The organism is Rhodococcus sp. YH3-3 (assembly GCF_001653035.1).
In the GTDB taxonomy this organism is placed as follows: domain Bacteria; phylum Actinomycetota; class Actinomycetes; order Mycobacteriales; family Mycobacteriaceae; genus Rhodococcus_F; species Rhodococcus_F qingshengii.
On record NZ_BCWH01000002.1, the window covers coordinates 467,730 to 487,738 of the forward strand.

Sequence of the window (20,009 nt, forward strand, 5' to 3'; positions counted from 1 at the left end):
GTCTTCCCATGGAAACTCGCGCGTTCGACACCTGATCGTGGACCTTCGAATTATGCTGGGGCGCTGAATATTTGGGCGATGAGTATCCCGTGTAGACGAGTCATTGGGCGTTCCGTCGACGACGTGAACAACTCTCCGGTGTCTCGAGGCATTCAGGCGTCTCGATCGAGTTCCGCGAGGCCGGTGCGTCGCACCTCAATGTTCCGTACGCGGCCGGGTCGAGATATTGACTGTTACCGTCAGTTGCACATACCCTGTTCATTGGCGCTGACCTTAGGGAACCCGGCCTGAACCGGCCGATCGTTCTCGGTCACTGCCGACGCCAGAAGTAGCTTCGCGACGACCGACGAAACGAGTTTCCTCATGACACAGCATGTCGACGTACTGATCATCGGCGCTGGCTTGTCCGGAATCGGCGCGGCTTGCCACCTCATTCGTGAGCAGACCGGAAGCACTTACGCGATCCTCGAACGCCGCGAGAACATCGGTGGCACCTGGGACCTGTTCAAGTATCCCGGCATCCGTTCGGATTCCGACATGCTCACCTTCGGATTCGGTTTCCGTCCGTGGATCGGAACCAAAGTGCTCGCAGACGGCGCCAGTATCCGTGACTACGTCGAGGAAACCGCCAAGGAATACGGCGTCACCGACCACATCAACTTCGGCCGCAAGGTCGTGGCAATGGACTTCGATCGCGCGACTGCACAGTGGTCCGTGACCGTCTTGGTCGAGGCGACGGGGGAGACCGAGACGTGGACCGCGAACGTCCTCGTCGGCGCCTGTGGTTACTACAACTACGACAAGGGATACCGCCCCGCCTTCCCCGGTGAGGACGACTTCCGCGGTCAGATCGTGCACCCGCAGCACTGGCCGGAGGATCTCGATTACACCGGAAAGAAGGTAGTGGTCATCGGTTCCGGTGCCACCGCGATCACCCTGATCCCGTCGATGGCCCCCACCGCCGGTCACGTCACCATGCTGCAGCGCTCGCCCACGTGGATCCAGGCGCTGCCGTCCGAGGACCCTGTTGCCAAGGGTCTCAAGCTTGCGCGCGTTCCCGACCAGATCGCTTACAAGATCGGTCGAGCCCGCAATATCGCACTGCAACGCGCCAGCTTTCAGCTCTCACGCACCAATCCGAAGCTGGCGAAGAAGCTGTTCCTCACCCAGATCCGCTTGCAACTCGGCAAGAACGTGGACCTGCGTCACTTCACCCCCAACTACAACCCGTGGGATCAGCGCCTGTGCGTGGTTCCCAACGGGGACCTGTTCAAGGTGCTCAAGAGCGGCAAGGCCGACATCGTCACCGACCGTATCGCCACGTTCACCGAGAAGGGCATCGTGACCGAGTCGGGCCGCGAAATCGAGGCCGACGTCATCGTCACGGCGACCGGCTTGAACGTACAGATCCTGGGCGGGGCGACCATGAGCATCGACGGCGAGCCGGTCAAGCTCAACGAGACTGTGGCCTACAAGAGCGTGCTCTACTCCGACATCCCGAACTTCCTGATGATCCTCGGCTACACCAACGCGTCGTGGACGCTCAAGGCTGACCTGGCCGCGTCCTATCTGTGTCGCGTACTCAAGATCATGCGTAAGCGCGACTACACGACTTTCGAGGTTCACGCCGAACCTGAGGACTTCGCCGAAGAATCTCTCATGGGCGGAGCCCTGACCTCGGGCTACATCCAGCGCGGCGACGGAGAGATGCCGCGTCAGGGTGCCCGCGGTGCGTGGAAAGTGGTCAACAATTACTACCGCGACCGCAAGCTGATGCACGACGCCGAGATCGAAGACGGTGTGCTGCAGTTCAGCAAGGTCGAGACCCTTGTCGAAACTGCAGACAAGGCCGCCAGCGCATAGTCGGCTCCACCGGGGGATGGACCGGTCGTACCAGTGGGGACGTCGGAGAATGTGCTGGAGATGTTGCGTCGACGTACCCGCGTCACGGGGTTTGCGATCGGTGAGTTCGCTTCCGTAATCGTCGGTTGTGCACCACCACGGGAAGAACATAGGTAGCGACCATGATCACGGCGGGCAGTCCGAGATAGAGATATGGCCAGGTCCATCCCGCTGCTCGTATGGCCAGCAACGATCCGCCCATGATCAAGGGCATCCCGGCCCCGGCGAGCAGGTCGACGTCACGGGGCGAGACGGGTGGGGTTCCGAGCAGAGGTACGCGGCTGCACGAGTTTTCTCTGATCGTGCGCATCACTGACATGCAGTAGAGGGCGGCGCCGGCGATCGCGATCGCCGCGCCAAGTGCAACTTCGACGACGCCGGTTCTCGCGGACATCAATGCGTAGGCAAACACACCCACCGTTCCCAAAGTGACCGGTGCCGACTTCCAGATCGGCGTCGACTTATGGGTGTCGGCGGGAACACTGACCGGGCGCATCGGTTCGAGAGGCTCCATCAGCTCAGCGTGCCATGCGCCGCTCGGGAAACAAACTGCCTGTGCCGTTTCTGGCAGACTCCGACTGCCTGGCCTGGATGTCGGGACCCCTCACTACGATTCTCATCGTGACCGATTACGACGATCTCGACATGTTCGGTGGCCTCGACGCCTCCTCCCTGCCGCTCCGCCAGCAGCAGATTCTGATGACCATCCGGGATCTCGTGGCTGCCAACGGGTGCACGCCGAGCACACGGCAGATCGGAGACGCGGTTGGTCTGCGCTCGACGTCGACGGTGTCCAAGCACCTCAAGAGTCTCGAAGAGAAGGGCTTCCTCCGTAGGGGAGCGGCCATGGCTCGGCAGTTGGACGTGCGGCCGTTCCTCGTAGGCGCGAAGGAACAGTCGTCGTCGAATACGGTGACGGTTCCGGTCGTCGGTGACATCGCGGCCGGCGCGCCGATCCTCGCGGAGGAGCACGCCGACGAGGTGCTTGCGCTTCCTCGCGAGCTCGTCGGCTCTGGCACGGTGTTCGGACTTCGGGTGCGTGGTGAGTCGATGGTCGACGCAGCGATCTGTGACGGTGACGTCGTCGTGGTGCGCCGCCAGGACGAAGCTCATTCCGGTGAGATCGTCGCCGCGATGATCGACGGCGAGGCCACGGTGAAGGTGCTCCGGCGTCGCGACGGTCACGTGTACCTCGAGCCTCGCAATCCCGCATACAGCGTCATCGACGGCGATCGCGCGGTCATCCTGGGCAAAGTTGTTTCCGTGATGCGACGTATCTGAGAGGTGTCCGGTCTCAACGACGTCTGGCGCGGGGACCGCCGTATTCCTCATCGGTGACTTTGTCGCCCCATGTAGTTTCGGTGCCTCCGTCGCCGGGTCCTTCCCACAGTGCGAGGTGGCTCATGAAACGGTCGGGTGCCGCGCCGTGCCAGTGTTCCTCTCCCGCTGGGGTGTAGACGGTCTCACCCGGGTGGACTTCGACGATCTCGCCGCCGCGAGCTTGAACCAGCGCGGTCCCGGAGACGATGTGGAGGGTCTGTCCGAGGGCGTGAGAATGCCAGTCGGTTCGCGCGCACGGTGCAAAGCGAACCATGTTGGCGCGCATCCTCGACGGCTCCTGGCCGGCGTAGATGACGTCCCACCAGACGTCGCCGGTGAACCAGTCGCTGGGTGCTTTGCTGGTGGGCTGGGGCTTCAAGATTTCCATGAGGTCTCCTCGGAATCGAAAGGGGCGGTTCAGTTCTGCGTCAGCGGAACAAGTCGAATGGTGTTGGGTGCGGCGGCGCGGCCGGTGACGGAGCCGACGATCTGCGGGCCGTAGCGGTCGTACTTGGTGTGATAGGCGGAGTCGATCGACGAGTGGGCATCCGGTGCGGCGGACTCGAACGCCACGTCCCGCTCGATTCCTCCTGCTCGGATTCGGCCCGTTCCACTTGCCGTTGCTCGGACGAACCACGGGTTGTCGGTTCCGTAGGCCGAGCGAACGTACAGTTGGTTGTCGGTACGGACAACCCAAATCGTGACGTACGGCCTTGCGGTTCCGTCTCGGCGGTACGAGGAGACCTGCAACTCCTCGGCGTCGCCGATCTTGGTCAGTTCAGCCTCGGTCCACGAGTGCGACATCTCGGCTTCCTTTCTCCTGGTCGAATTGCTTTGCGGTACTTCGCGTTCTCGTAGCCGGGACGATCAGTGCGAGGACGATGACGAGACAAGCGGCGAGCAGGGCGGTGCCTGCGGTGAGAGCCGTTGATACGTGATCGGTGAGTGCCGTTGTAGCGTCGTCGGCAGAGGATCCGGCGCCCGCGGAGACTGCGACGAGGATGCCGAATCCGAGAGCACTGCCCAGTTGATGTGCAGTGTTGACCAATCCTGATGCGGCACCGGCATCTTCGGCCTGTACCCCGGAGATGCCAGCAGAAGTCAGTGGGGCGAAAGCCAACCCCTGTCCGGCGCCGATCAAGATCATCGGAAGTGCTATCGCAGTGAGGTACGTGCTGCCGGGATGGACCAGACTGAGCCACGCCATCCCGGCTAGGGTGACGGCAATGCCAACCGACAGAATTGCGGAATTTCCGAATCGCGGTGTCAGTCGCGGAATAAGCATCGCCACAGCAAAATTGACGATCGTCATCGGGAAGAAGGCGATGCCTGCTTGGAACGCGCTGAAGCCCATGACGCCTTGGAGTAGCTGAGTCGTGAAGTAGAAGAATCCGATCATGGCACCCAGATAGAGCATTCGGGCGGCGTACGTCCCGGATCGCTCCCGGCTACGGAACAACCTCAGTGGCATGATCGGCTGCTCCGCTCTCGCTTCGTTGAGGAAGAGCAAGGTCAGTAGTATCGCCCCGGCCGCCAGTGTCGCAACGGTGATCGGTGAGGTCCACCCCGCTTCGGCCGAGTTGACGGTGCCGAAGACGAGCGCGGTCATCCCGAGTGTGGCGAGAACAGCGCCGGCCACATCGAAACGTCCGGAGTTGGGCTCGGTTTCCGGAATGAACCGGGGAGCGAGAGCGATCATCGCGATACCGATCGGAACGTTGATGAAAAAGCCTGCGCGCCAAGACACCCAGTCGGCAAGGGCGCCGCCGATCACGAGTCCGAGGCTGGCGCCTATTCCCGCAGCAGCGCCGTACCAGGCAACAGCGCGCGTTCGCTCCGGGCCGGGCGGGAAACTGGCGGTCAGCAGTGACAGCGACGCCGGGGCGACCACTGCTGCTCCGACGCCTTGGAGAGCGCGCGCTGCGATGAGCCACCAACCGTTCGGCGCGACCCCGACGAGAAACGACGCAATCGCGAAAATCGCGAGACCGGCCACGAATACGCGACGACGGCCGAAGATGTCCCCGAGACGAGCACCCAGCAGGAGAAGCCCGCCGAACACCAGGGTGTAGGCGTCCTGGACCCAGGACAGCCCGGTTGCCGAGTAACCCATGCTGCTTTGGATGCTGGGTAGCCCGGTGAAGATGATCGAATTGTCGAGCAGGATCATGAAATAGCTGATCAGAATGATCGCCAGGATCGCGGTGGGATTGATGCGACCGGCAACAGGACGGGTGGCAATGTGGGTCACGCGCATCTTCTTCGCAAGTGGTGGACTTTCGCAAGTGGTGGACTACGGGCGGACGAGGACCTTCAACGATTCACGGGAGTCCATGGCTCGGTAGCCTTCCGCTACGTCGTCGAGTCCGACGGTGTGGTCGAAGACCTTGCCCGGCTCGATCTTTCCATCGAGCACATCCGGCATCAGCTCTTCGATGTACGCGCGCACCGGGGCCGGTCCACCGGTGAGTGTGATGTTGGGTCCGAAGAGTGTCCCGAATCCGATTGGAGCTTCTTCGTATTGGGGTACCCCGACTCGGCTGATGACGCCGCCCGGTCGGACAACTCCGAGCGACTGCTCGTAGGCAGGCATGTGACCTACCGCTTCGAGGACGACATGAGTGCCGTCGCCTCCGGTCAGTTCGCGGACTTTCTCGATGCCCTCATCTCCACGTTCGGCAACCACGTCGGTGGCTCCGAACTCGAGACCGAGATCCGTGCGGGTCTTGTGGCGCCCCATGAGGATGATGCGCTCGGCGCCGAGGCGTTTGGCGGAGAGCACTGCCATCAGCCCCACGGCTCCATCGCCGATGACCGTGACCGTCGTGCGTTGGTTGACGCCACCCTTGACCGCCGCGTGATAGCCGGTGCCGAAGACGTCGGAGAGTGTGAGCAGTGACGGTAGGAGTTCGGAATCCTCACCGACCGGCGCCTTGACCAGGGTGCCGTCTGCCAACGGCACTCGGATGGCCTCTGCCTGACCGCCTCCGATCCCGTTTCCGGCCCAGAATCCACCGTGTCGGCAAGACGTCTGCAAGCCTTCGCGGCAGAAGTCGCACGTCCCGTCGGACCAGGCGAAGGGGGCGATGACGAAGTCGCCCTTCTTCAACGTGGACACCTCGCGACCGGTCTCTTCGACCACTCCGACAAATTCGTGGCCCATCGGGGAACCACCGGGCGTGGCCGGCATGTTGTGGTAAGGGTGCAGGTCAGAGCCGCAAACGCACGCCCTGACGACCCGCACGATCGCGTCCGTCGGCTGCTGCAGTGCCGGATCGGGCACGGTCTCGACTCGAACGTCTCCGGCGCCGTACATGATGGTTGCTCGCATGGTGTCCCCTCTTGCTTCTGGTGTCGCGTGCTTCGAAGTCGACGTTTCGGCGTGGACCGGTCGACTGCAATCAGTCAACGCCGCGCCTCGCGGGCGCGGGAGTGTCTGTTGTTCCAGGTAACGGCAGTACCTCCCTCGGTCTTCTCCGCTCGAGTAACGTGAACTGCATGGACAACCGAGCCGAGATCCGCGAATTCCTCAGCTCCCGTCGTGCTCGCATCACACCCGAGCAGGCAGGGCTGCCGGCCTACGGCGGGAACCGTCGCGTCAAGGGGTTGCGCCGTGAGGAAGTCGCTCTGCTCGCCGGTGTGAGCATCGACTACTACGTGCGCATGGAACGCGGAAATCTGGCGGGAGCGTCGGACTCGGTGCTCGAAAGCCTTTCCCGAGCACTGCAACTCGACGAAGCCGAAACTGCCCATTTGTACGACCTCGCGAAGGCCGCCAGTGCAGGCGCACCGAGTAGAAAGCGGCCCGCCCCCAAGGGCGTGAGCCCGGCGATTCAGCAGATACTCGACGCCATCACCGACGCGCCGGCGTGGGTACGTAATGCCAGGCACGACATGCTGGCGGCCAATCGTATGGCGCGCGCGTTGTATTCGCCGGTGTTGGCCGATCCACGTAGGCCGGCGAACAACGCCCGGTTCGTGTACCTGGACCCGGCATCGCAGGACTTCTTCGTGGATTGGGAGCGCGCGGCAGACGACATCGCCGCGATGCTCCGCTCGGAAGCGGGGCGCAATCCCCATGACAGGGCGCTGACCGAGCTCATCGGTGAACTTGCCACTCGCAGTGAGGTATTCCGCACCCGGTGGGCGAAACACAATGTGCGCTTTCATCGGACGGGATTCAAGAAGGTTCGTCACCCCGTCGTCGGCGACCTGGAGCTGAACTTCGAGGCGATGGAACTGCCGTCCAATCCCGGGCTGACACTGCTGGTCTACACCGCGGCGCCGGGGACGCCCACGGCTGACGCACTCAAACTCTTGGCGAGTTGGGCGGCAACCCAGGATCAGCTGGATCCGGCGAACGACAGCGAAGCGGCGCTCTGAATTCGATCGACAGGTAATCGTGTCGATTCAGCTCAGATGCGTTACTGCCCAAGCTACCTGGTCTCCACCTCGTCGTTTCGCCCGATACATCGCGTTGTCGGCGTCGGCAAGAATCCGATCGATGGTTCCCGAAGCGTCCGGGATTGTCGAGGACAGCCACACGCTGGCTCCGACGCTCACGGAAATCGACTGCCGGCCGGCGGGCCGCGATATCGAATTGTGAATGTCCACCACGGTTTGTTCGATGCGACGTGGCTCCACGGGCATGAGAATCACGAACTCGTCGCCGCCAGTCCGCGCAACCAGTCCGACCTCTCCGACCACCGAGTTCAGGCGCCGGCCGACTGTCACCAGCATCCGATCGCCTTCCGCGTGACCCAGTTTGTCGTTGACGCTCTTGAACGAATCGACATCGATCACCACCGCAAGGACTACGTGTCCTTGGAGTTCGCCGACACCGAACAACTGTTGCCAGACATTGTGCAGCCCACGTCGATTCAGGGCAGCGGTGAGTGGATCACGCCAAGAGTGTCGTGCGTCGTCGGTCAAATACAGGACGAGGAAATGCACGGTCATCGAAGCTGAAGCGATAACACACCCGATGACGAATCCAGTGGACACCGACAGCGAAGAGTCGGTATCCGGATCGGTTACAGCTCGAATTGTCAGTAGCGCAACGACGAACAGCGCGCCGGTGATCTGTGCGGTGACTATTCGAGGGCTGTGGAATACCGACGAATAGTTCGCGACGACCACGAACAGGACGGTGCCGGTCAATGCCAGGAAGCTCGAATGGATTCCGGCGAGAAGTATCAAGGACAAGCAGATATTGGTGAGCGAAACGAAACGAACGGATTGATGGTGACTCGGCCAAGACCGTCCGAGTGACCAGCGAATCATGCAGTAGAGCGCGATCATGCATGCTGCGCCCGCCGCGAGCCGTTCAGGGAGCTCGGTTGCGCCACCCTTCACGAATTGAGCCAGTACGGCGAGTGCCACGAACACAGCACACCAAAAGGTGACGACCACCCTGGCTGTCCCCAACATCGATCGAGCAGCCAGGAACCTCGGGAACCATTCGCCGTCGTACGCAAGAGACCACCAGCGACTCAACAGTCCCGTTGTTTGACGAATGTTCTGCCCCAACCCCGCAGCGCCACTGACTCCCATGAAACCCCCTCCGAGATCTTGCGAAAATTCCCGGAAGATTCTTCGTCAAGATTTGATCCCCGAACAAGGTACCCGATAGTTGAACGATGGATTGCCGTCTCGTGGGGTGTGGGCTGCTCTAGGGTGTGATCGGTGTGGTCAGGATCTTTCTGAGTGCCGGAAGGTCCAGGGTTGCAGCAAGATCTGCAATAGTGACCCCCGACAGTGATGCGCGCCAGGCTTTTTCGGCGTCGGCCATGACCTTGGCGATTCCGCAGGCGGAACGGCACTGTTCCGGTGGGGCGGCGAGGATTCCTTGCTGTCGAATCTCCGTGCACCGGAACGCAGGTTCGGTGCCGTCAACGGCCTGTACGACGTCGAGAACGGTGATCTTCTCGGGAGCCCGGGTGAGAACGTACCCGCCGTCTCGGCCCTCGGTCGGATTGACCAGACCGGCGTGCGCGAGCGCTCGCAGATGCTTCGCCAGGTATGTCTTCGACACCCCGTGAAGTTCGGCGAGTCTGGCTGTGGGTACCGGCCCTTCGGACTGGCTCAGAACCACGCAGCAGTGGAGTGACCACTCCACGCCTCCGGAAAGCTTCATGATTGGACTCTATCGACGCCGCGGAAAGCGGTGCGGGCCGGACGTCGCTCGAGTTGTCGACGTCAGGCCTTCTCGGCAAGCCACGCGTCGTATGTTGTCGGCGCGATCCATGCATCTGCACCGGGTGTCGGGGTCAGTGCCGAGTTGTCGAGTTTCGCGCCGAAGTAGCCGGCTTCGGGATCGGAGATAACCGAACGCTTGTCGCCGGTGACGAGGAACAAGCGCCGGACCAGTTCGTCGATGCCCAGCGGTTCGGGTCCGGCAATCTCGACCGTGCCGTTTTGCGGCGCGCCGGTCACTACCTCGGCGACGTGGGACACGACGTCTCGAGACGCGATGGGTTGCAGATGTCCCGGCGTTGCGTGGACGGCGCCGTCGGTGGTTCCCGCGTCGGCGATTCCGGCGACGAACTCGAAGAATTGGGTCGATCGGACGATCGTGTAGGGGGTCGGGCCCGCTTTGACCAGGTCTTCCTGGGCGACCTTGGCTCGCATGTACCCGGAATCGGGCAGTCGATCGGCACCCACGATGGACAGGATGACGTGGTGCCCGACGCCTGCCTTCTCCTCCGCGGCGAGGATGTGGCCGGTTCCGTCGCGGAAGAAGGCCAAGACGTCGTCGTCCGACCATGACGGGGAATTGGTCAGATCCACGACGACGTCGGCACCCTCGACTGCCTCGGCGATACCTGCGCCGGTGGTGATGTCGATCCCGTCGCCGCGACCGAGCGCCTTCACGTCGTGCCCGGCGTCAGCGAGCTTGGCGGCGACCTGGCTTCCGATGAGTCCGCTTCCGAAAATGACGATCTTCATGTTTTTCTCCTTTACTCGGATAAGTAGTGTCCAAGTATACTCGGACACTACTTATCCGAGTCAAGGGTTGCCCGGTCAGTCGAAGAGTTCGGCGGCCAGTGCTTCGTAGGTCGCGATCGGATCACCTTCGGCGGGAAGTGCTTGGATCGCAACGTGATCGGCACCCGCCGCGACATGCTCCCGAAGTCGATCCGCGATGGACTTCGCGGTACCCCGCGCAACCAGGGCGTCGATGACGCGATCGTTCCCCTCGTTGGCCAACTCTTCGGGCGCAAAAACCGAGGCGCTCGAGATTGCTCGTGTAGTTGCGCAGATACAGATACGGGTTGGCGACGGCGGGGCGACCGATTGCTCTGGCCTTCTCCGGATCGGTTTCCAGGACAACCTTGTGCTCGGGGGCCAGGATCTTCGAAGGGCCGAGGATTTCGCGAGCTTCGGCCGTGTGTTCGGGGGTGGTCAGGTACGGATGCGCGCCGGCGGCGCGAGCGGCGGACAGTTTCAACACCTTCGGCCCCAGTGCGGCGAGGACGCGCCGCGCTTCCGGGACCTGGGCCGCGTCGAGTTCGTCGAGGTACGACACGAGCGAGGCGTACGGCTTGGTGTAGTCGCCGGTAGCCTCCGGATGTCCGACGCCTACGCCGAGCAGGAATCGACCCGGGTGCACGGCTTCGAGTCGGTGATAGGACTCCGCCACCTCAGCCGCAGGTGAGGACCAGATGTTGACGATTCCGGTTGCCACGGTGATGTGCTCGGTCGCGTCGAGAAGTTTCTCGGCGATCCGTAGATCGGCGCGTGGGGAGCCGCCGATCCAGATGGTGCCGAAACCGAGTTTCTCGATCGCAGTTCCCAGCTCGGGCGGCAAACCAGCCGCTCCTCGCCAGATTCCGTAGGTTCCCAGGTCAGGTGTTTTCGTAGTCTCCGTCACAGCGGGTGCAACTCGGCTGCTGCCGGGATCTATTCCTTCCGTCGTCATTTGCCCGGCGCGCGGTAGTCGGTCGGTCGCTTGACTGCCTCGTCGATCTGCTCCGGCGTGAGCAGTGTGATCGACTCCGAGCGTGCTGCACCTGCCGCAGCCGTGCGAATGCTCAATGCGGCTGCCGCGACGTCGTCCGGCAGGTTGCCGATCACGAACATGTCGTGACCGCCCAGTGCGAAGTGGCAGGATTCGACAGTGCCACCGATGCTTTCGACCATTCGCGTTATCGCGTCGCGCCGCGCAGTGCCTCCCTCCTGCTGCAGACCGGCGGCGCCGGAGGGTGAGTACGTCACTTGCCAGAGGTATTTCGGCATTTCCACTCCTAGCTCGGGATGGGTACTTCGATCGTGTACCCGTAGGGCGCTCGGTGGCAATGGGTAGGGGACAATCACGGCATGGTTGGAACTCCGGTGATCGTGACTATCGTGTCCGTGTGTGTAGGTTTTGTGATCTTCATGCTCGCTGCCAGTGGTGCACGCGGAAAGTGGGACCGTCGCCTCGTGATCGCGTTGTTCATCGGTGCGGTGGTGTGCCTGACCGTCGTACCGGTATCCGTCGCGCTCAGCGCCGGAGTTTGAAACACGGAGTGCCAAAACGCTCGAGTGCCGCTTAGTCTGAATCGATGGCAGATATTCGGGTAGGTATCTCCGGGTGGACGTATCCCGCGTGGCGCGGAGATTTCTATCCGAAAGGTCTTGCTCACCGCAAAGAATTGTCTTATGCCGCAGAGAGATTGACGTCGATTGAGATCAACGGCTCGTTCTACGCGCTGCAGAAGCCGGAAAGCTACACCAAATGGCGCAGCGAAACTCCCGAAGATTTTGTGTTCGCGATCAAGGGCGGCCGGTACATCACACACATGAAACGGCTGCTCGACGCCCGTGACGGACTCGCCAACTTCTTTGCCGCCGGAACGCTCGCCCTCGGCCCCAAGCTCGGGCCGATTCTGTGGCAACTACCTCCGACGCTGCAGTTCGAATCGCAGCGATTGGCCGACTTCTTCGACGGTCTTCCCCGTACCACGCAGGCTGCAGCCGATCTGGCAGCACAGCACGACGACAAACTCACCGAAGACCGAGTGTTCGCCCAGACCGAGAGGGACGTGCCGATTCGCTACGCGGTGGAAGCGCGGCACGCCAGCTTCGAGACCGACGAAGCCGTGGACCTGATGCGCGAGCACTCCATCGGTTTTGTCGTCGCAGACACAGCCGGCAGGTATCCCCGCATCACCACTCCTACTACCGATTTTGTCTATGTGCGGATGCACGGGGACAAGGAACTGTATGCGAGTGGGTACACCGACGAAGCTCTGGACAAGTGGTCCAAGCGCTTTCGGGACTGGATGGACGAGGGCCTCGACGTGTACGTCTACTTCGACAACGACATGAAAGGCTTTGCGCCGCACAACGCAATGTCCTTGTTGGAGCGGCTGCGCTGACGGATCGCCTGGCCTGTCGGTGGGATGTGGAAGGCTTCCGCATGAACACGAGGACCGAGGAGATACCACGATGACGCCAGAACAGCGGACGCCAGAACAGAGCTGGCCGACGCATTGGCCGAAGGTCGCCCGTGACATCGCCGATGCCACGGCCGACGCACTCGCCGCGGTGCGGGCGGCAAATCGTGACGGACTACTCGTGGCTGTCGAGGAACTGCGCGGGCTCTCTTTCGAGCAGGTCAGCTCGGTTCACGCGGCGATCGTGCGCGAATTGCTCGAGGACACGCATCCGGACGGCTTGTCCAGCGAGGACGTGCAGGATGCGCTCACCGCCTGCGCCAAGTCCACGATTGTGTGGCTGCCGGATCTGGACGTGCAGGCGCTCGCTGCGGTCTACACCGGGGCGCTCGGGATCTCGGATCTGGAAGACGATTCGTTCCGTATCGGGCACGGCGCGTACCTGCGTTCGGCGGTTCTGGTCATCGGGAGTTTGTCGACCGGAGTGAAGAAAGCTCAGAGCGCGTACATCATTCGTGCAATCGGCGAAATCGCACGTGCTCAGACCATCGAGATGCCCTGAGCGTCAGTTCGTAAATCGAATTAGGCTGAGGTCATGTCCAAGATCGCCAGCGCAGATCGTGTGTCGTTTGCCGAGCTCCTCGAATTCGTCAGGCCGCGCCATCGGGCCACGTTCGTCACGGTGAAGAAATCCGGCGAGTTGCAGATCTCTCCGGTGACGTGCGGGGTCGACGACGAGGGTCGGATCGTCATCTCCACGTACCCGGAACGGGCCAAGGCCGCGAATGTCCGCCGCACCCCGGCGGTGTCTCTGTGTATCCACTCCGACGAGTGGAACGGCCCGTACGTCCAGGTGAACGGAACCGCGGAGTTGATCGACCTCCCGGACTCGGTGGAACCGTTGGTCGACTACTACCGATCCATCGCCGGTGATCATCCGGACTGGGACGAGTACCGCGAAGCCATGCGCAAGCAGGGTAAGAGCCTGATCCGCGTCACCGTCGACTCCTGGGGTCCGATCGCAACAGGCGGGTTTCCGCCCGGACGCTGACGCTATCGAGTAGGCGGCGAGAGTTCGACTACATGCGCGTCTTTGGCGGCCAGCGGCTCTTTGCAGTGCGCGCACACAACTTGGGCGTGCAGGATCTCACCGCAACGGTGTTCGACGACGGTTGGCGGTGGACCCGTCGTCGCAAAGGCGTCCCCCCATTCCATGAGCGCCATCAGAATGGGATAGAGCGCCTTCCCTGATTCGGTGGCGACGTATTCGTAGCGCGGTGGATGGTCTTCGTAGCGTCGCTTCGCGAGGACGTCGGCGTCGACAAGGGTGCGTAGACGCGCGGCGAGGATGTCGCGGCTCGCACCCGTGCCCGCGGCGATCTCGTCGAACCGTCGTTGCCCGAGGACGATTTCTCGGAGCACCAACAGTGACCACTTCTCGCCGACGACCTCCAAGGCGTTGGCGATGGAGCAGTTGCGTCCTTTTGTCGCCGTCATCTCTGGGCCCCTGTTAGTTGGAAATGTTAGTTGGGAATTCCAACTTAGCACTTGACGGCATGTATTCGAGGGCGGAAGGTAGGTCGAGAAATCCAACGGAGCAGATGAGGGGTCGTCATGACGGAATTGAATCTCGAGGCAGCAAGCGGATTTGTCAGCGCTGCCGGATTGCAACTGGACGAGGTGTCCGGCACGAAGGTTGTCGGGCACATCGATCTGTCCGAGGAGCATCACACGCCGTGGGGCGTAGTCCACGGCGGTGTCTACACGACCGCCGTCGAGTCCGCCGCGAGCATCGGGGCCAGCACTGCAGTGGCGGACCGTGGCGAATTTGCCGTCGGAGTGCACAACGGAACGGATTTCCTGCGGGCGCGTACGGGTGGGCGCGTGGACGTCGTGGCTGTGCCGATACAGCAGGGCCGGGTTCAGCAGTTGTGGTCGGTGGTCATCACCGATCCGGAATCGGGCAAAGAGGTGGCGCGCGGTCAGGTGCGTTTGCAGAACGTGCCGCTGCCGAAGTAGGTCAGTCCCAGATCCCCGAGTCGATGTTGAGTGAGATGCGTTTGAGCAGTGCCGTCAGTTGGGCACGTTCGTCCTCGTCGAGTCCGGTGAGTACTTGACGGTCTCGCTCGACGCGTCGGGGAAACTCTGCCTCGACCAATGCGCGACCGGCATCGGTGAGTTGAAGCAGAACCACTCGTCCGTCGTGTTCGAAGCGCTGACGCTCGACAAAGCCCAGCTTAGCCAGGCGGTCTGCGTGTTTTGTGGTGGCGGCGCCGCTGACCATCGTGACGGCGGTGACTTCGCTCGCCCGCAGGGGACGGTCACTGCGAGCAAGTGCACTCATCACGTCGAATTCGGCGCGAGAGACCCCGCTGGACGCCAGTGCGCGGTCGAGCTGGTGAAGAGACTGCGCGTTGATGCGGGCGATCCGGCCCATCACCTCGACGGGAGCAGTGTCGAACTCGGGGTAGGCGCGCTTCCATTCGCGACGGACTTTGTCGATGAAGTCGTCTTCGGATCTGTTCGCCGCGCCCATGTCCCTATCTTAGCGACAGAATTCACATTACTTCACAAGTAATTTACTAGTGAAATAAATGTATGCTGATTGGGTGAGCCGAACCGAAACCGCAGCCAGGACGCCCAGCCGTCTCACTCATTCGAGTGAAGCCATTGCACATACCGTCTCCGGGGCGACGTGGCGAGCGGCTTTTCGCGTCGGATCTGCCGACGCGACCATCGCCCCCGCGATCAGGGTCGGGCTCGCCACCGCCGTAGTCCTCGTGGTCGGCGGACTGCTCGGGCATCGGGAATTGGCCGGCTTCGCGGCCTTGGGCGCGCTGTGCGCCGCGTTCGGCAGGTACGAGCCGTATCCACGGTTGGCCGGCAAGCTGGCAATGGTGGGTGCTGCACTGGTGGTTTCGATTGCCTTCGGCGGCGCCATGGGTGTCGCGGGCGTTCCGATGTGGTTGCAGATCGGCATCCTCTCTTTGCTTGCGGGTGCGTCGTACTGCTTCATGTCGGGCTTCCGGATCACCGGACCAGGGCCCGTCATCCTCGTCTTCGCGGCGACCGGTGCAGCCGGATATGCCTCCAGCGTTGATGATTTGGCGCGGTTGGTCACTGCCGGTGCGCTCGGAGTTCTGGTCGGTTGGGCGGCCGCGATGCTCCCAGCGCTCGTACTGCCGATGGGACCTGCCCGCCTGGCAGTTGCCCGTGCAGTCTCTGCGGTGGGGCGTCTCGAACAGTCCGGCGCAGACGGAGTGGAACCGGCGCTCGGATCGATTGCCAACGCCCGCTTGGTTGTTGCGTCGAGTGGCCGGATCAAGTCGACCGTCGATCACGGACGCGAACTGGTGGCGGTGCTCGACGAAGCGGAAGCGGCAGTTCAGGAGTGGCAGTTGCACGGCGACGCCACCCTGATTCGCAGCATTGCTCGGCACGAGAAGGAGCTTCGGAAGCTCAAGCGTTCCAGCATGATCGAACACGATCTCGCACCGGCAAAGAACCTGGCCGCGCCCGAAGGCTATTTTCTCGAAGGATTGAATCGGCTGTATTCGCGCCCGGTGCGGATGAATGCTCTCCGCATGGTGGCAGCGTCGGCTCTGGCCGGTTGGCTCGCGGCGGGAGCCGGGTTGGAGCATCCGCTCTGGGCGTCGATGGGTGCCATCGCAGCGATGCAGGGGCTGAACTACAAGCAGACCGTCCAGCGTGGGATTCAGCGGTTGGTGGGAAATGTCGGTGGCGCCGTCGTCGCTGCTGCTCTCATCGCATTGACGCTCGGCTACTGGCAAGCGGTTGCCGTGGTCGTGATTCTGCAGACTGCTGCTGAGCTGCTCGTGATCAAGAACTATGCACTGACATCACTGGCCGTCACCCCGATGGCACTGCTCCTCATCGGTTTCAGTGCTCCGATCGGGACCGAAGCGGCAGTGGCTCGCGTCGCGGACACTCTCATCGGCGTGGTGATCGGTGTTGTCGTCGCCGCTGTGACGATCAGTCGATCGGATCGCCACCACGTCACCGTGTAACCGGTTCTGCCGTGTTTCCGGTACTGCCGTGTTTCCGGTACTGCTGTGTTTCCGGTACTGCGTAGGCTCCTGCAGGTGGAGGACAGCACGCCGGTCGACGGCCGGAAACTGCGTTACCAGCATCGCCGTGCCGAATTGCTCGAGCAGGTAACCGCGTACGTCACGGCGAACGGCGTCGGTGAACTGTCCATGCGGCCATTGGCCAAGGATCTGGGGATCAGTCATGCGACACTCATCCATCATTTCGGTTCGAAGGAACAACTGCTCACTGAAGTGGTTGCCACCCTGCGAGACAGCTCTTCTCTCGACATCTCTTCCGGGACCGACATCGTCGAGATGTTGACGAGTTACTGGAATGGGCGCACATCAGCGGAATCGTTGCCGAACTTTCGCTTGATGTTCGAGATCTACGGACAGGCGTTGTTGCATCCGGAGCGGTATCGCGAGTTTCTCGACCATGTGGTGGGGGACTGGTTGGGTGGTTTGGCGGAAGCTGCGCTCGCGCACGGATGTCCACCCGATCGCGCTGATCGCTACGCGACGATCGTGTTGGCGCAGATTCGCGGGTTGACGCTCGATCTGGTGACCACCGGTGACCGCGTCAGAATCGACGCGGCGTTCGCCGAATTCGCGGCTGCGATGGGCGCTCTGGCCAGCTCCTGGAAGGCGATCTGACGCTCCGAATGCCGTGACGCTTCAGGCGATCTGCTCGAACAGGGACACGATGATCCCTTCAGGCCCCCGGACGTAGGCCATGCGCACGCTGTTCTCGTACTCGCCGATCCCGCCGATGAGTCCGTAACCGTCCGCAGCCACCGCGTCGACCGCAACCTGGAGATCGCCCACCTCGAAAGACACGTTGCGTATCCCGATCTCGTTGGCCATCGGAGCAGGCGATCCGGGTACGTGCTCGGGCGTGACGAAGGACGAGAGCTCGAGCCGTGATCCTTCGCCCGGCGGGCGCAGCATGGCGATTTCGCACTTGGCTCCAGGGATACCGCAGACGGTTTCCACGAACTCACCCTCCACGGATCCGGTGCCCTCCACCTCGAGACCCAGACCGACGAAGAATGCCGTCGCTGATTCGAGGTCCGCGACGGTGATGCCGATGTGGTCGAAACGCTGTACGTGTGCCATGGACACATCCTCCTACTGTTTTTTCGTGCGGTTCGATGCTAGGTCGGAGTTGGGGCCGGAATCTCGACATATACGTTTCACGAAGCTGCAAGATTTTGCTTGACCGATCGGTTAAACAAAATCTACGATAACGTCCAACGAGGTCGCCCACCGCACGAACCGGAGTCGTCAGACGTGAAATTCCAGTCGAAGTCGTTTGCCCGCATATCCACCGCAGCCCTCTGTGCTGCAACGATCGGCTCCGCCGTTGCTGCGCCCATCGCGTCCGCACAGGCACCGAGCGCGTCGCAAGCCACCGGCACTGTGGTGTCGAGTGAGCCGCTACCGAAAGATCTGTGGATTCCGGGTACCGCCGACGCCAAGCGATTCACGTACTGGACCATCGGTTCCAACGGCGGGCCTGCGCTGAGCAGTGGCGCGTACTACGTCCCGGCCGGTCCGGCACCGGAAGGCGGGTGGCCCGTCATCGCCTGGGCGCACGGCACCACGGGACTCGACGATTCCTGTGCCCCTTCGCTGGTCGGTCCTGGCCTGCCCGAGCGTGACTACCCCTACCTGGGGCGTTGGCTCTCCGAGGGCTACGCCGTCGTCGCCACCGACTACGTCGGTCTGGGTACACCAGGGCTGATGCCGTACCTCGACGGAAAGGTGGAGGCGCACAGCGTAGTCGACTCGGTCAAGGCGGCACGGGTCATCGACTCCTCGATCTCGAATCGGTGGGCAGTGGTCGGGCAGTCGCAGGGCGGCGGTGCGGCCATCACGACGGCCCGCTACGCAACCGAGTATGGAGGGGATTCGCTCGACTACCGCGGTGGCGTGGGTACCGGAGTGCCGGCCAACATCGAGTTGACCCTCCTGCCTGCCGGTCCGGGCTTCCCTCCCATCGCCCTCGGCGGCGGGTTGACGTCGTACGCGCTCTACATCCTCGCGGGCTTGCGGGAAGCGCACCCCGAGATCGACTTGAATTCCTACCTGAACGACTTGGGAAGGGAAAAGGTCGACTCGGCCGAAAAGCTCTGCGCCGCAGACCTGGACGAGGCATCCAAGGATCTGGTCCTCGGTGACATCTTCTCCCGCCCGCTCAGTCAGATCCCGAACTTCCAGGGTCTGCTGAACGATTACATGGGTGTACCGACCAGTGGATACGATCGCCCCATCTTCATCGGCCAGGGCTTGCTCGACGTGGATGTCCCTGCACCGTCTGCGCTTTCGCTGGTTGCAGCGTTGGTGGCCAACGGTGAACCGGTCACGTTCAAGACATACAACACCGACCACAGCGGCGCTTTGGTCGAATCACAGGCTGACACGATTCCGTTCGTCGCGAACCTGTTCCGTTAGACATATCGAGAATCCAACTCATCCGAGGGTTGCTGTCGCACAACTGCGACAGCGACCCTCGGTCATTTCTGTGACTCCTTGATTGCGTTCAGCCGCGCCTCGAGGCCGTCGAGGACACGGTCGAGTGTGTAGCGATAGTGTTCTGCCCGTGTTGCTTCCGCAGCATCCGGTGGACCGGCGAACTTCCCGATCAGTGTCTCCATCGATGAACGAGGATCTGAGGGTCCGTCGTTACTCAGTCGTTCCAGCATCGCGCTGTGATCGGGTGAAGGCTGTCCGCTGGGAATGCGCCTGGCGTCGTTCATGGCGATCAGAGTGATTGTCGAGGTGAAGGCGACGGTGTAAGCCTGAGCGGCTTCTTCCCCGAACCCGGCGTCGATCAGCGATGCCAATCCGGCCTCCATGAGTTCCCGGCTGCGCTGGGTGGCAACTCCGTTCATCAGCAGCCACTGTGCCGCGCCTGGACACTCGATCAAGGCCTCTCGCATCTGCAAGAGCAGATGCGTCAGCCATTGACGCCAATCTTCTTGTGCAGATGGCACGTTCACGGCCGACACCGCACTGTCGACCACCGCAGCCGAGAGTGCGTCCCGATCTCCGACGAGTCGATAGACGACGGAGAACGACGTATCGAGTTCGCCGAGCAGCTGCCGCAGCGACCAGCCCTCGACTCCGTGCTCGCGACTGAGCCCGAACGCCACGGTCAGCACCGCGTCCGCAGTGATCCCGGTGTTGTAACTCCGGCGGCGCTGTGATTTCGCGGCGGACTTCTTGTCAGGTGATGGCGCAGTCATGGTCCGACCGAGCTTAGTGGCGTCGGATCGGTGTGCGTAGTCGACGCAAGCGATTGACGGATGTACTTAGGTGAGGTTTACTTGCCAAATCCGAGCAGTGCTCGGATTTA

24 protein-coding genes and 1 pseudogene are annotated in these 20,009 nt (G+C 62.3%); 11 read left to right on the forward strand and 14 right to left on the reverse strand.

From position 1 onward, the window contains the following. Positions 1-363: 363 nt before the first annotated feature. Positions 364-1,863: an NAD(P)/FAD-dependent oxidoreductase gene (locus tag YH3_RS14850; RefSeq protein WP_064443653.1), complete on the forward strand. Its 1,500-nt coding sequence runs from the start codon at positions 364-366 to the stop codon at positions 1,861-1,863. 82 nt (positions 1,864-1,945) lie between these two features. On the opposite strand, the gene YH3_RS14855 is transcribed toward YH3_RS14850, so the two are convergent. After that, complete coding sequence (locus YH3_RS14855; RefSeq protein WP_064443654.1) at positions 1,946-2,416, reverse strand: hypothetical protein; 471 nt, start codon at positions 2,414-2,416, stop codon at positions 1,946-1,948. A 77-nt stretch (positions 2,417-2,493) separates the two neighbouring features. Between YH3_RS14855 and lexA the strand changes: the two genes are divergently transcribed. Then, positions 2,494-3,183, forward strand: coding sequence for a transcriptional repressor LexA (gene lexA / locus YH3_RS14860; RefSeq protein WP_174519486.1), 690 nt, complete (start codon positions 2,494-2,496; stop codon positions 3,181-3,183). Between the two features lie 13 nt (positions 3,184-3,196). Here the strand turns inward: lexA and YH3_RS14865 are convergent, their stop codons facing one another. Genes YH3_RS14865 through YH3_RS14880 form a run of 4 tightly spaced genes read right to left on the reverse strand, consistent with a single transcriptional unit; the run spans position 3,197 to position 6,553 of the window. After that, positions 3,197-3,610 (reverse strand): cupin domain-containing protein, encoded by a 414-nt coding sequence (locus YH3_RS14865; protein ID WP_050656052.1) that lies wholly within the window; start codon positions 3,608-3,610, stop codon positions 3,197-3,199. Between the two features lie 29 nt (positions 3,611-3,639). Beyond that, a complete protein-coding gene (locus YH3_RS14870) occupies positions 3,640-4,026 on the reverse strand; it encodes a DUF2255 family protein (RefSeq protein WP_007729735.1) in 387 nt (128 codons plus the stop codon). Beyond that, entirely contained in the window at positions 4,001-5,473 is a 1,473-nt protein-coding gene (locus YH3_RS14875; RefSeq protein WP_064444196.1) for an MFS transporter, read from the reverse strand. The genes YH3_RS14870 and YH3_RS14875 overlap by 26 nt, the downstream gene beginning before the upstream one ends. Before the next feature lie 42 nt (positions 5,474-5,515). Continuing rightward, positions 5,516-6,553: a zinc-dependent alcohol dehydrogenase family protein gene (locus YH3_RS14880; RefSeq protein WP_030536486.1), complete on the reverse strand. Its 1,038-nt coding sequence runs from the start codon at positions 6,551-6,553 to the stop codon at positions 5,516-5,518. A gap of 167 nt (positions 6,554-6,720) precedes the next feature. Here YH3_RS14880 and YH3_RS14885 point away from each other — a divergent pair, with 167 nt between their 5' ends. Then, positions 6,721-7,605 carry a helix-turn-helix transcriptional regulator gene (locus YH3_RS14885; protein ID WP_064073862.1) on the forward strand — a complete coding sequence of 295 codons (885 nt, stop codon included), beginning with the start codon at positions 6,721-6,723 and terminating at the stop codon, positions 7,603-7,605. A gap of 27 nt (positions 7,606-7,632) precedes the next feature. Here the strand turns inward: YH3_RS14885 and YH3_RS14890 are convergent, their stop codons facing one another. The 5 genes and pseudogenes from YH3_RS14890 to YH3_RS14910 all read right to left on the reverse strand — a co-directional run bounded on the left by YH3_RS14890 (position 7,633) and on the right by YH3_RS14910 (position 11,460). Next, positions 7,633-8,775, reverse strand: coding sequence for a diguanylate cyclase (locus YH3_RS14890; RefSeq protein ID WP_007729732.1), 1,143 nt, complete (start codon positions 8,773-8,775; stop codon positions 7,633-7,635). Between the two features lie 118 nt (positions 8,776-8,893). Then, a complete protein-coding gene (locus YH3_RS14895) occupies positions 8,894-9,358 on the reverse strand; it encodes an Rrf2 family transcriptional regulator (protein WP_039973110.1) in 465 nt (154 codons plus the stop codon). 62 nt (positions 9,359-9,420) lie between these two features. Then, positions 9,421-10,170, reverse strand: coding sequence for an SDR family oxidoreductase (locus tag YH3_RS14900; protein WP_047271926.1), 750 nt, complete (start codon positions 10,168-10,170; stop codon positions 9,421-9,423). Positions 10,171-10,245: 75 nt separating this feature from the next. Next, positions 10,246-11,143: pseudogene (locus tag YH3_RS14905) on the reverse strand (LLM class F420-dependent oxidoreductase). Further along, complete coding sequence (locus YH3_RS14910; protein WP_007729728.1) at positions 11,140-11,460, reverse strand: GYD domain-containing protein; 321 nt, start codon at positions 11,458-11,460, stop codon at positions 11,140-11,142. Before YH3_RS14910 ends, YH3_RS14905 begins: the two are co-directional and overlap by 4 nt. A gap of 81 nt (positions 11,461-11,541) precedes the next feature. Here YH3_RS14910 and YH3_RS14915 point away from each other — a divergent pair, with 81 nt between their 5' ends. From YH3_RS14915 to YH3_RS14930, 4 genes are all read left to right on the forward strand, one after another. Beyond that, the gene (locus tag YH3_RS14915; RefSeq protein ID WP_003940600.1) at positions 11,542-11,724 is read left to right on the forward strand and encodes a hypothetical protein; all 183 of its coding nucleotides are present in this window, start codon (positions 11,542-11,544) and stop codon (positions 11,722-11,724) included. A 44-nt stretch (positions 11,725-11,768) separates the two neighbouring features. Then, the gene (locus YH3_RS14920) at positions 11,769-12,584 is read left to right on the forward strand and encodes a DUF72 domain-containing protein (protein WP_058226655.1); all 816 of its coding nucleotides are present in this window, start codon (positions 11,769-11,771) and stop codon (positions 12,582-12,584) included. 70 nt (positions 12,585-12,654) lie between these two features. After that, positions 12,655-13,164 carry a hypothetical protein gene (locus YH3_RS14925; protein ID WP_030536492.1) on the forward strand — a complete coding sequence of 170 codons (510 nt, stop codon included), beginning with the start codon at positions 12,655-12,657 and terminating at the stop codon, positions 13,162-13,164. Positions 13,165-13,197: 33 nt separating this feature from the next. After that, entirely contained in the window at positions 13,198-13,653 is a 456-nt protein-coding gene (locus tag YH3_RS14930; protein ID WP_030536493.1) for a PPOX class F420-dependent oxidoreductase, read from the forward strand. A gap of 2 nt (positions 13,654-13,655) precedes the next feature. Here the strand turns inward: YH3_RS14930 and YH3_RS14935 are convergent, their stop codons facing one another. After that, positions 13,656-14,099: a helix-turn-helix domain-containing protein gene (locus YH3_RS14935; protein WP_064443655.1), complete on the reverse strand. Its 444-nt coding sequence runs from the start codon at positions 14,097-14,099 to the stop codon at positions 13,656-13,658. 117 nt (positions 14,100-14,216) lie between these two features. Here YH3_RS14935 and YH3_RS14940 point away from each other — a divergent pair, with 117 nt between their 5' ends. Beyond that, positions 14,217-14,621, forward strand: a complete 405-nt coding sequence (locus YH3_RS14940) for a PaaI family thioesterase (RefSeq protein ID WP_003940256.1) — start codon at positions 14,217-14,219, stop codon at positions 14,619-14,621. Position 14,622: 1 nt separating this feature from the next. Here YH3_RS14940 and YH3_RS14945 read toward each other — a convergent pair whose 3' ends face one another. Beyond that, on the reverse strand, positions 14,623-15,138 hold the full coding sequence (locus tag YH3_RS14945) for a MarR family winged helix-turn-helix transcriptional regulator (protein ID WP_003940222.1): 516 nt from the start codon (positions 15,136-15,138) through the stop codon (positions 14,623-14,625). A 58-nt stretch (positions 15,139-15,196) separates the two neighbouring features. Between YH3_RS14945 and YH3_RS14950 the strand changes: the two genes are divergently transcribed. Next, on the forward strand, positions 15,197-16,630 hold the full coding sequence (locus tag YH3_RS14950) for an FUSC family protein (protein ID WP_064443656.1): 1,434 nt from the start codon (positions 15,197-15,199) through the stop codon (positions 16,628-16,630). A gap of 75 nt (positions 16,631-16,705) precedes the next feature. Continuing rightward, positions 16,706-17,305, forward strand: coding sequence for a TetR/AcrR family transcriptional regulator (locus YH3_RS14955; protein ID WP_030536496.1), 600 nt, complete (start codon positions 16,706-16,708; stop codon positions 17,303-17,305). Positions 17,306-17,326: 21 nt separating this feature from the next. Here the strand turns inward: YH3_RS14955 and YH3_RS14960 are convergent, their stop codons facing one another. Next, a complete protein-coding gene (locus YH3_RS14960; protein ID WP_007729713.1) occupies positions 17,327-17,767 on the reverse strand; it encodes a VOC family protein in 441 nt (146 codons plus the stop codon). A 174-nt stretch (positions 17,768-17,941) separates the two neighbouring features. Here YH3_RS14960 and YH3_RS14965 point away from each other — a divergent pair, with 174 nt between their 5' ends. Then, the gene (locus YH3_RS14965; protein WP_030536497.1) at positions 17,942-19,105 is read left to right on the forward strand and encodes a S9 family peptidase; all 1,164 of its coding nucleotides are present in this window, start codon (positions 17,942-17,944) and stop codon (positions 19,103-19,105) included. Positions 19,106-19,167: 62 nt separating this feature from the next. On the opposite strand, the gene YH3_RS14970 is transcribed toward YH3_RS14965, so the two are convergent. Next, positions 19,168-19,899 (reverse strand): TetR/AcrR family transcriptional regulator, encoded by a 732-nt coding sequence (locus YH3_RS14970; protein ID WP_030536498.1) that lies wholly within the window; start codon positions 19,897-19,899, stop codon positions 19,168-19,170. Between the last annotated feature and the right edge of the window lie 110 nt (positions 19,900-20,009).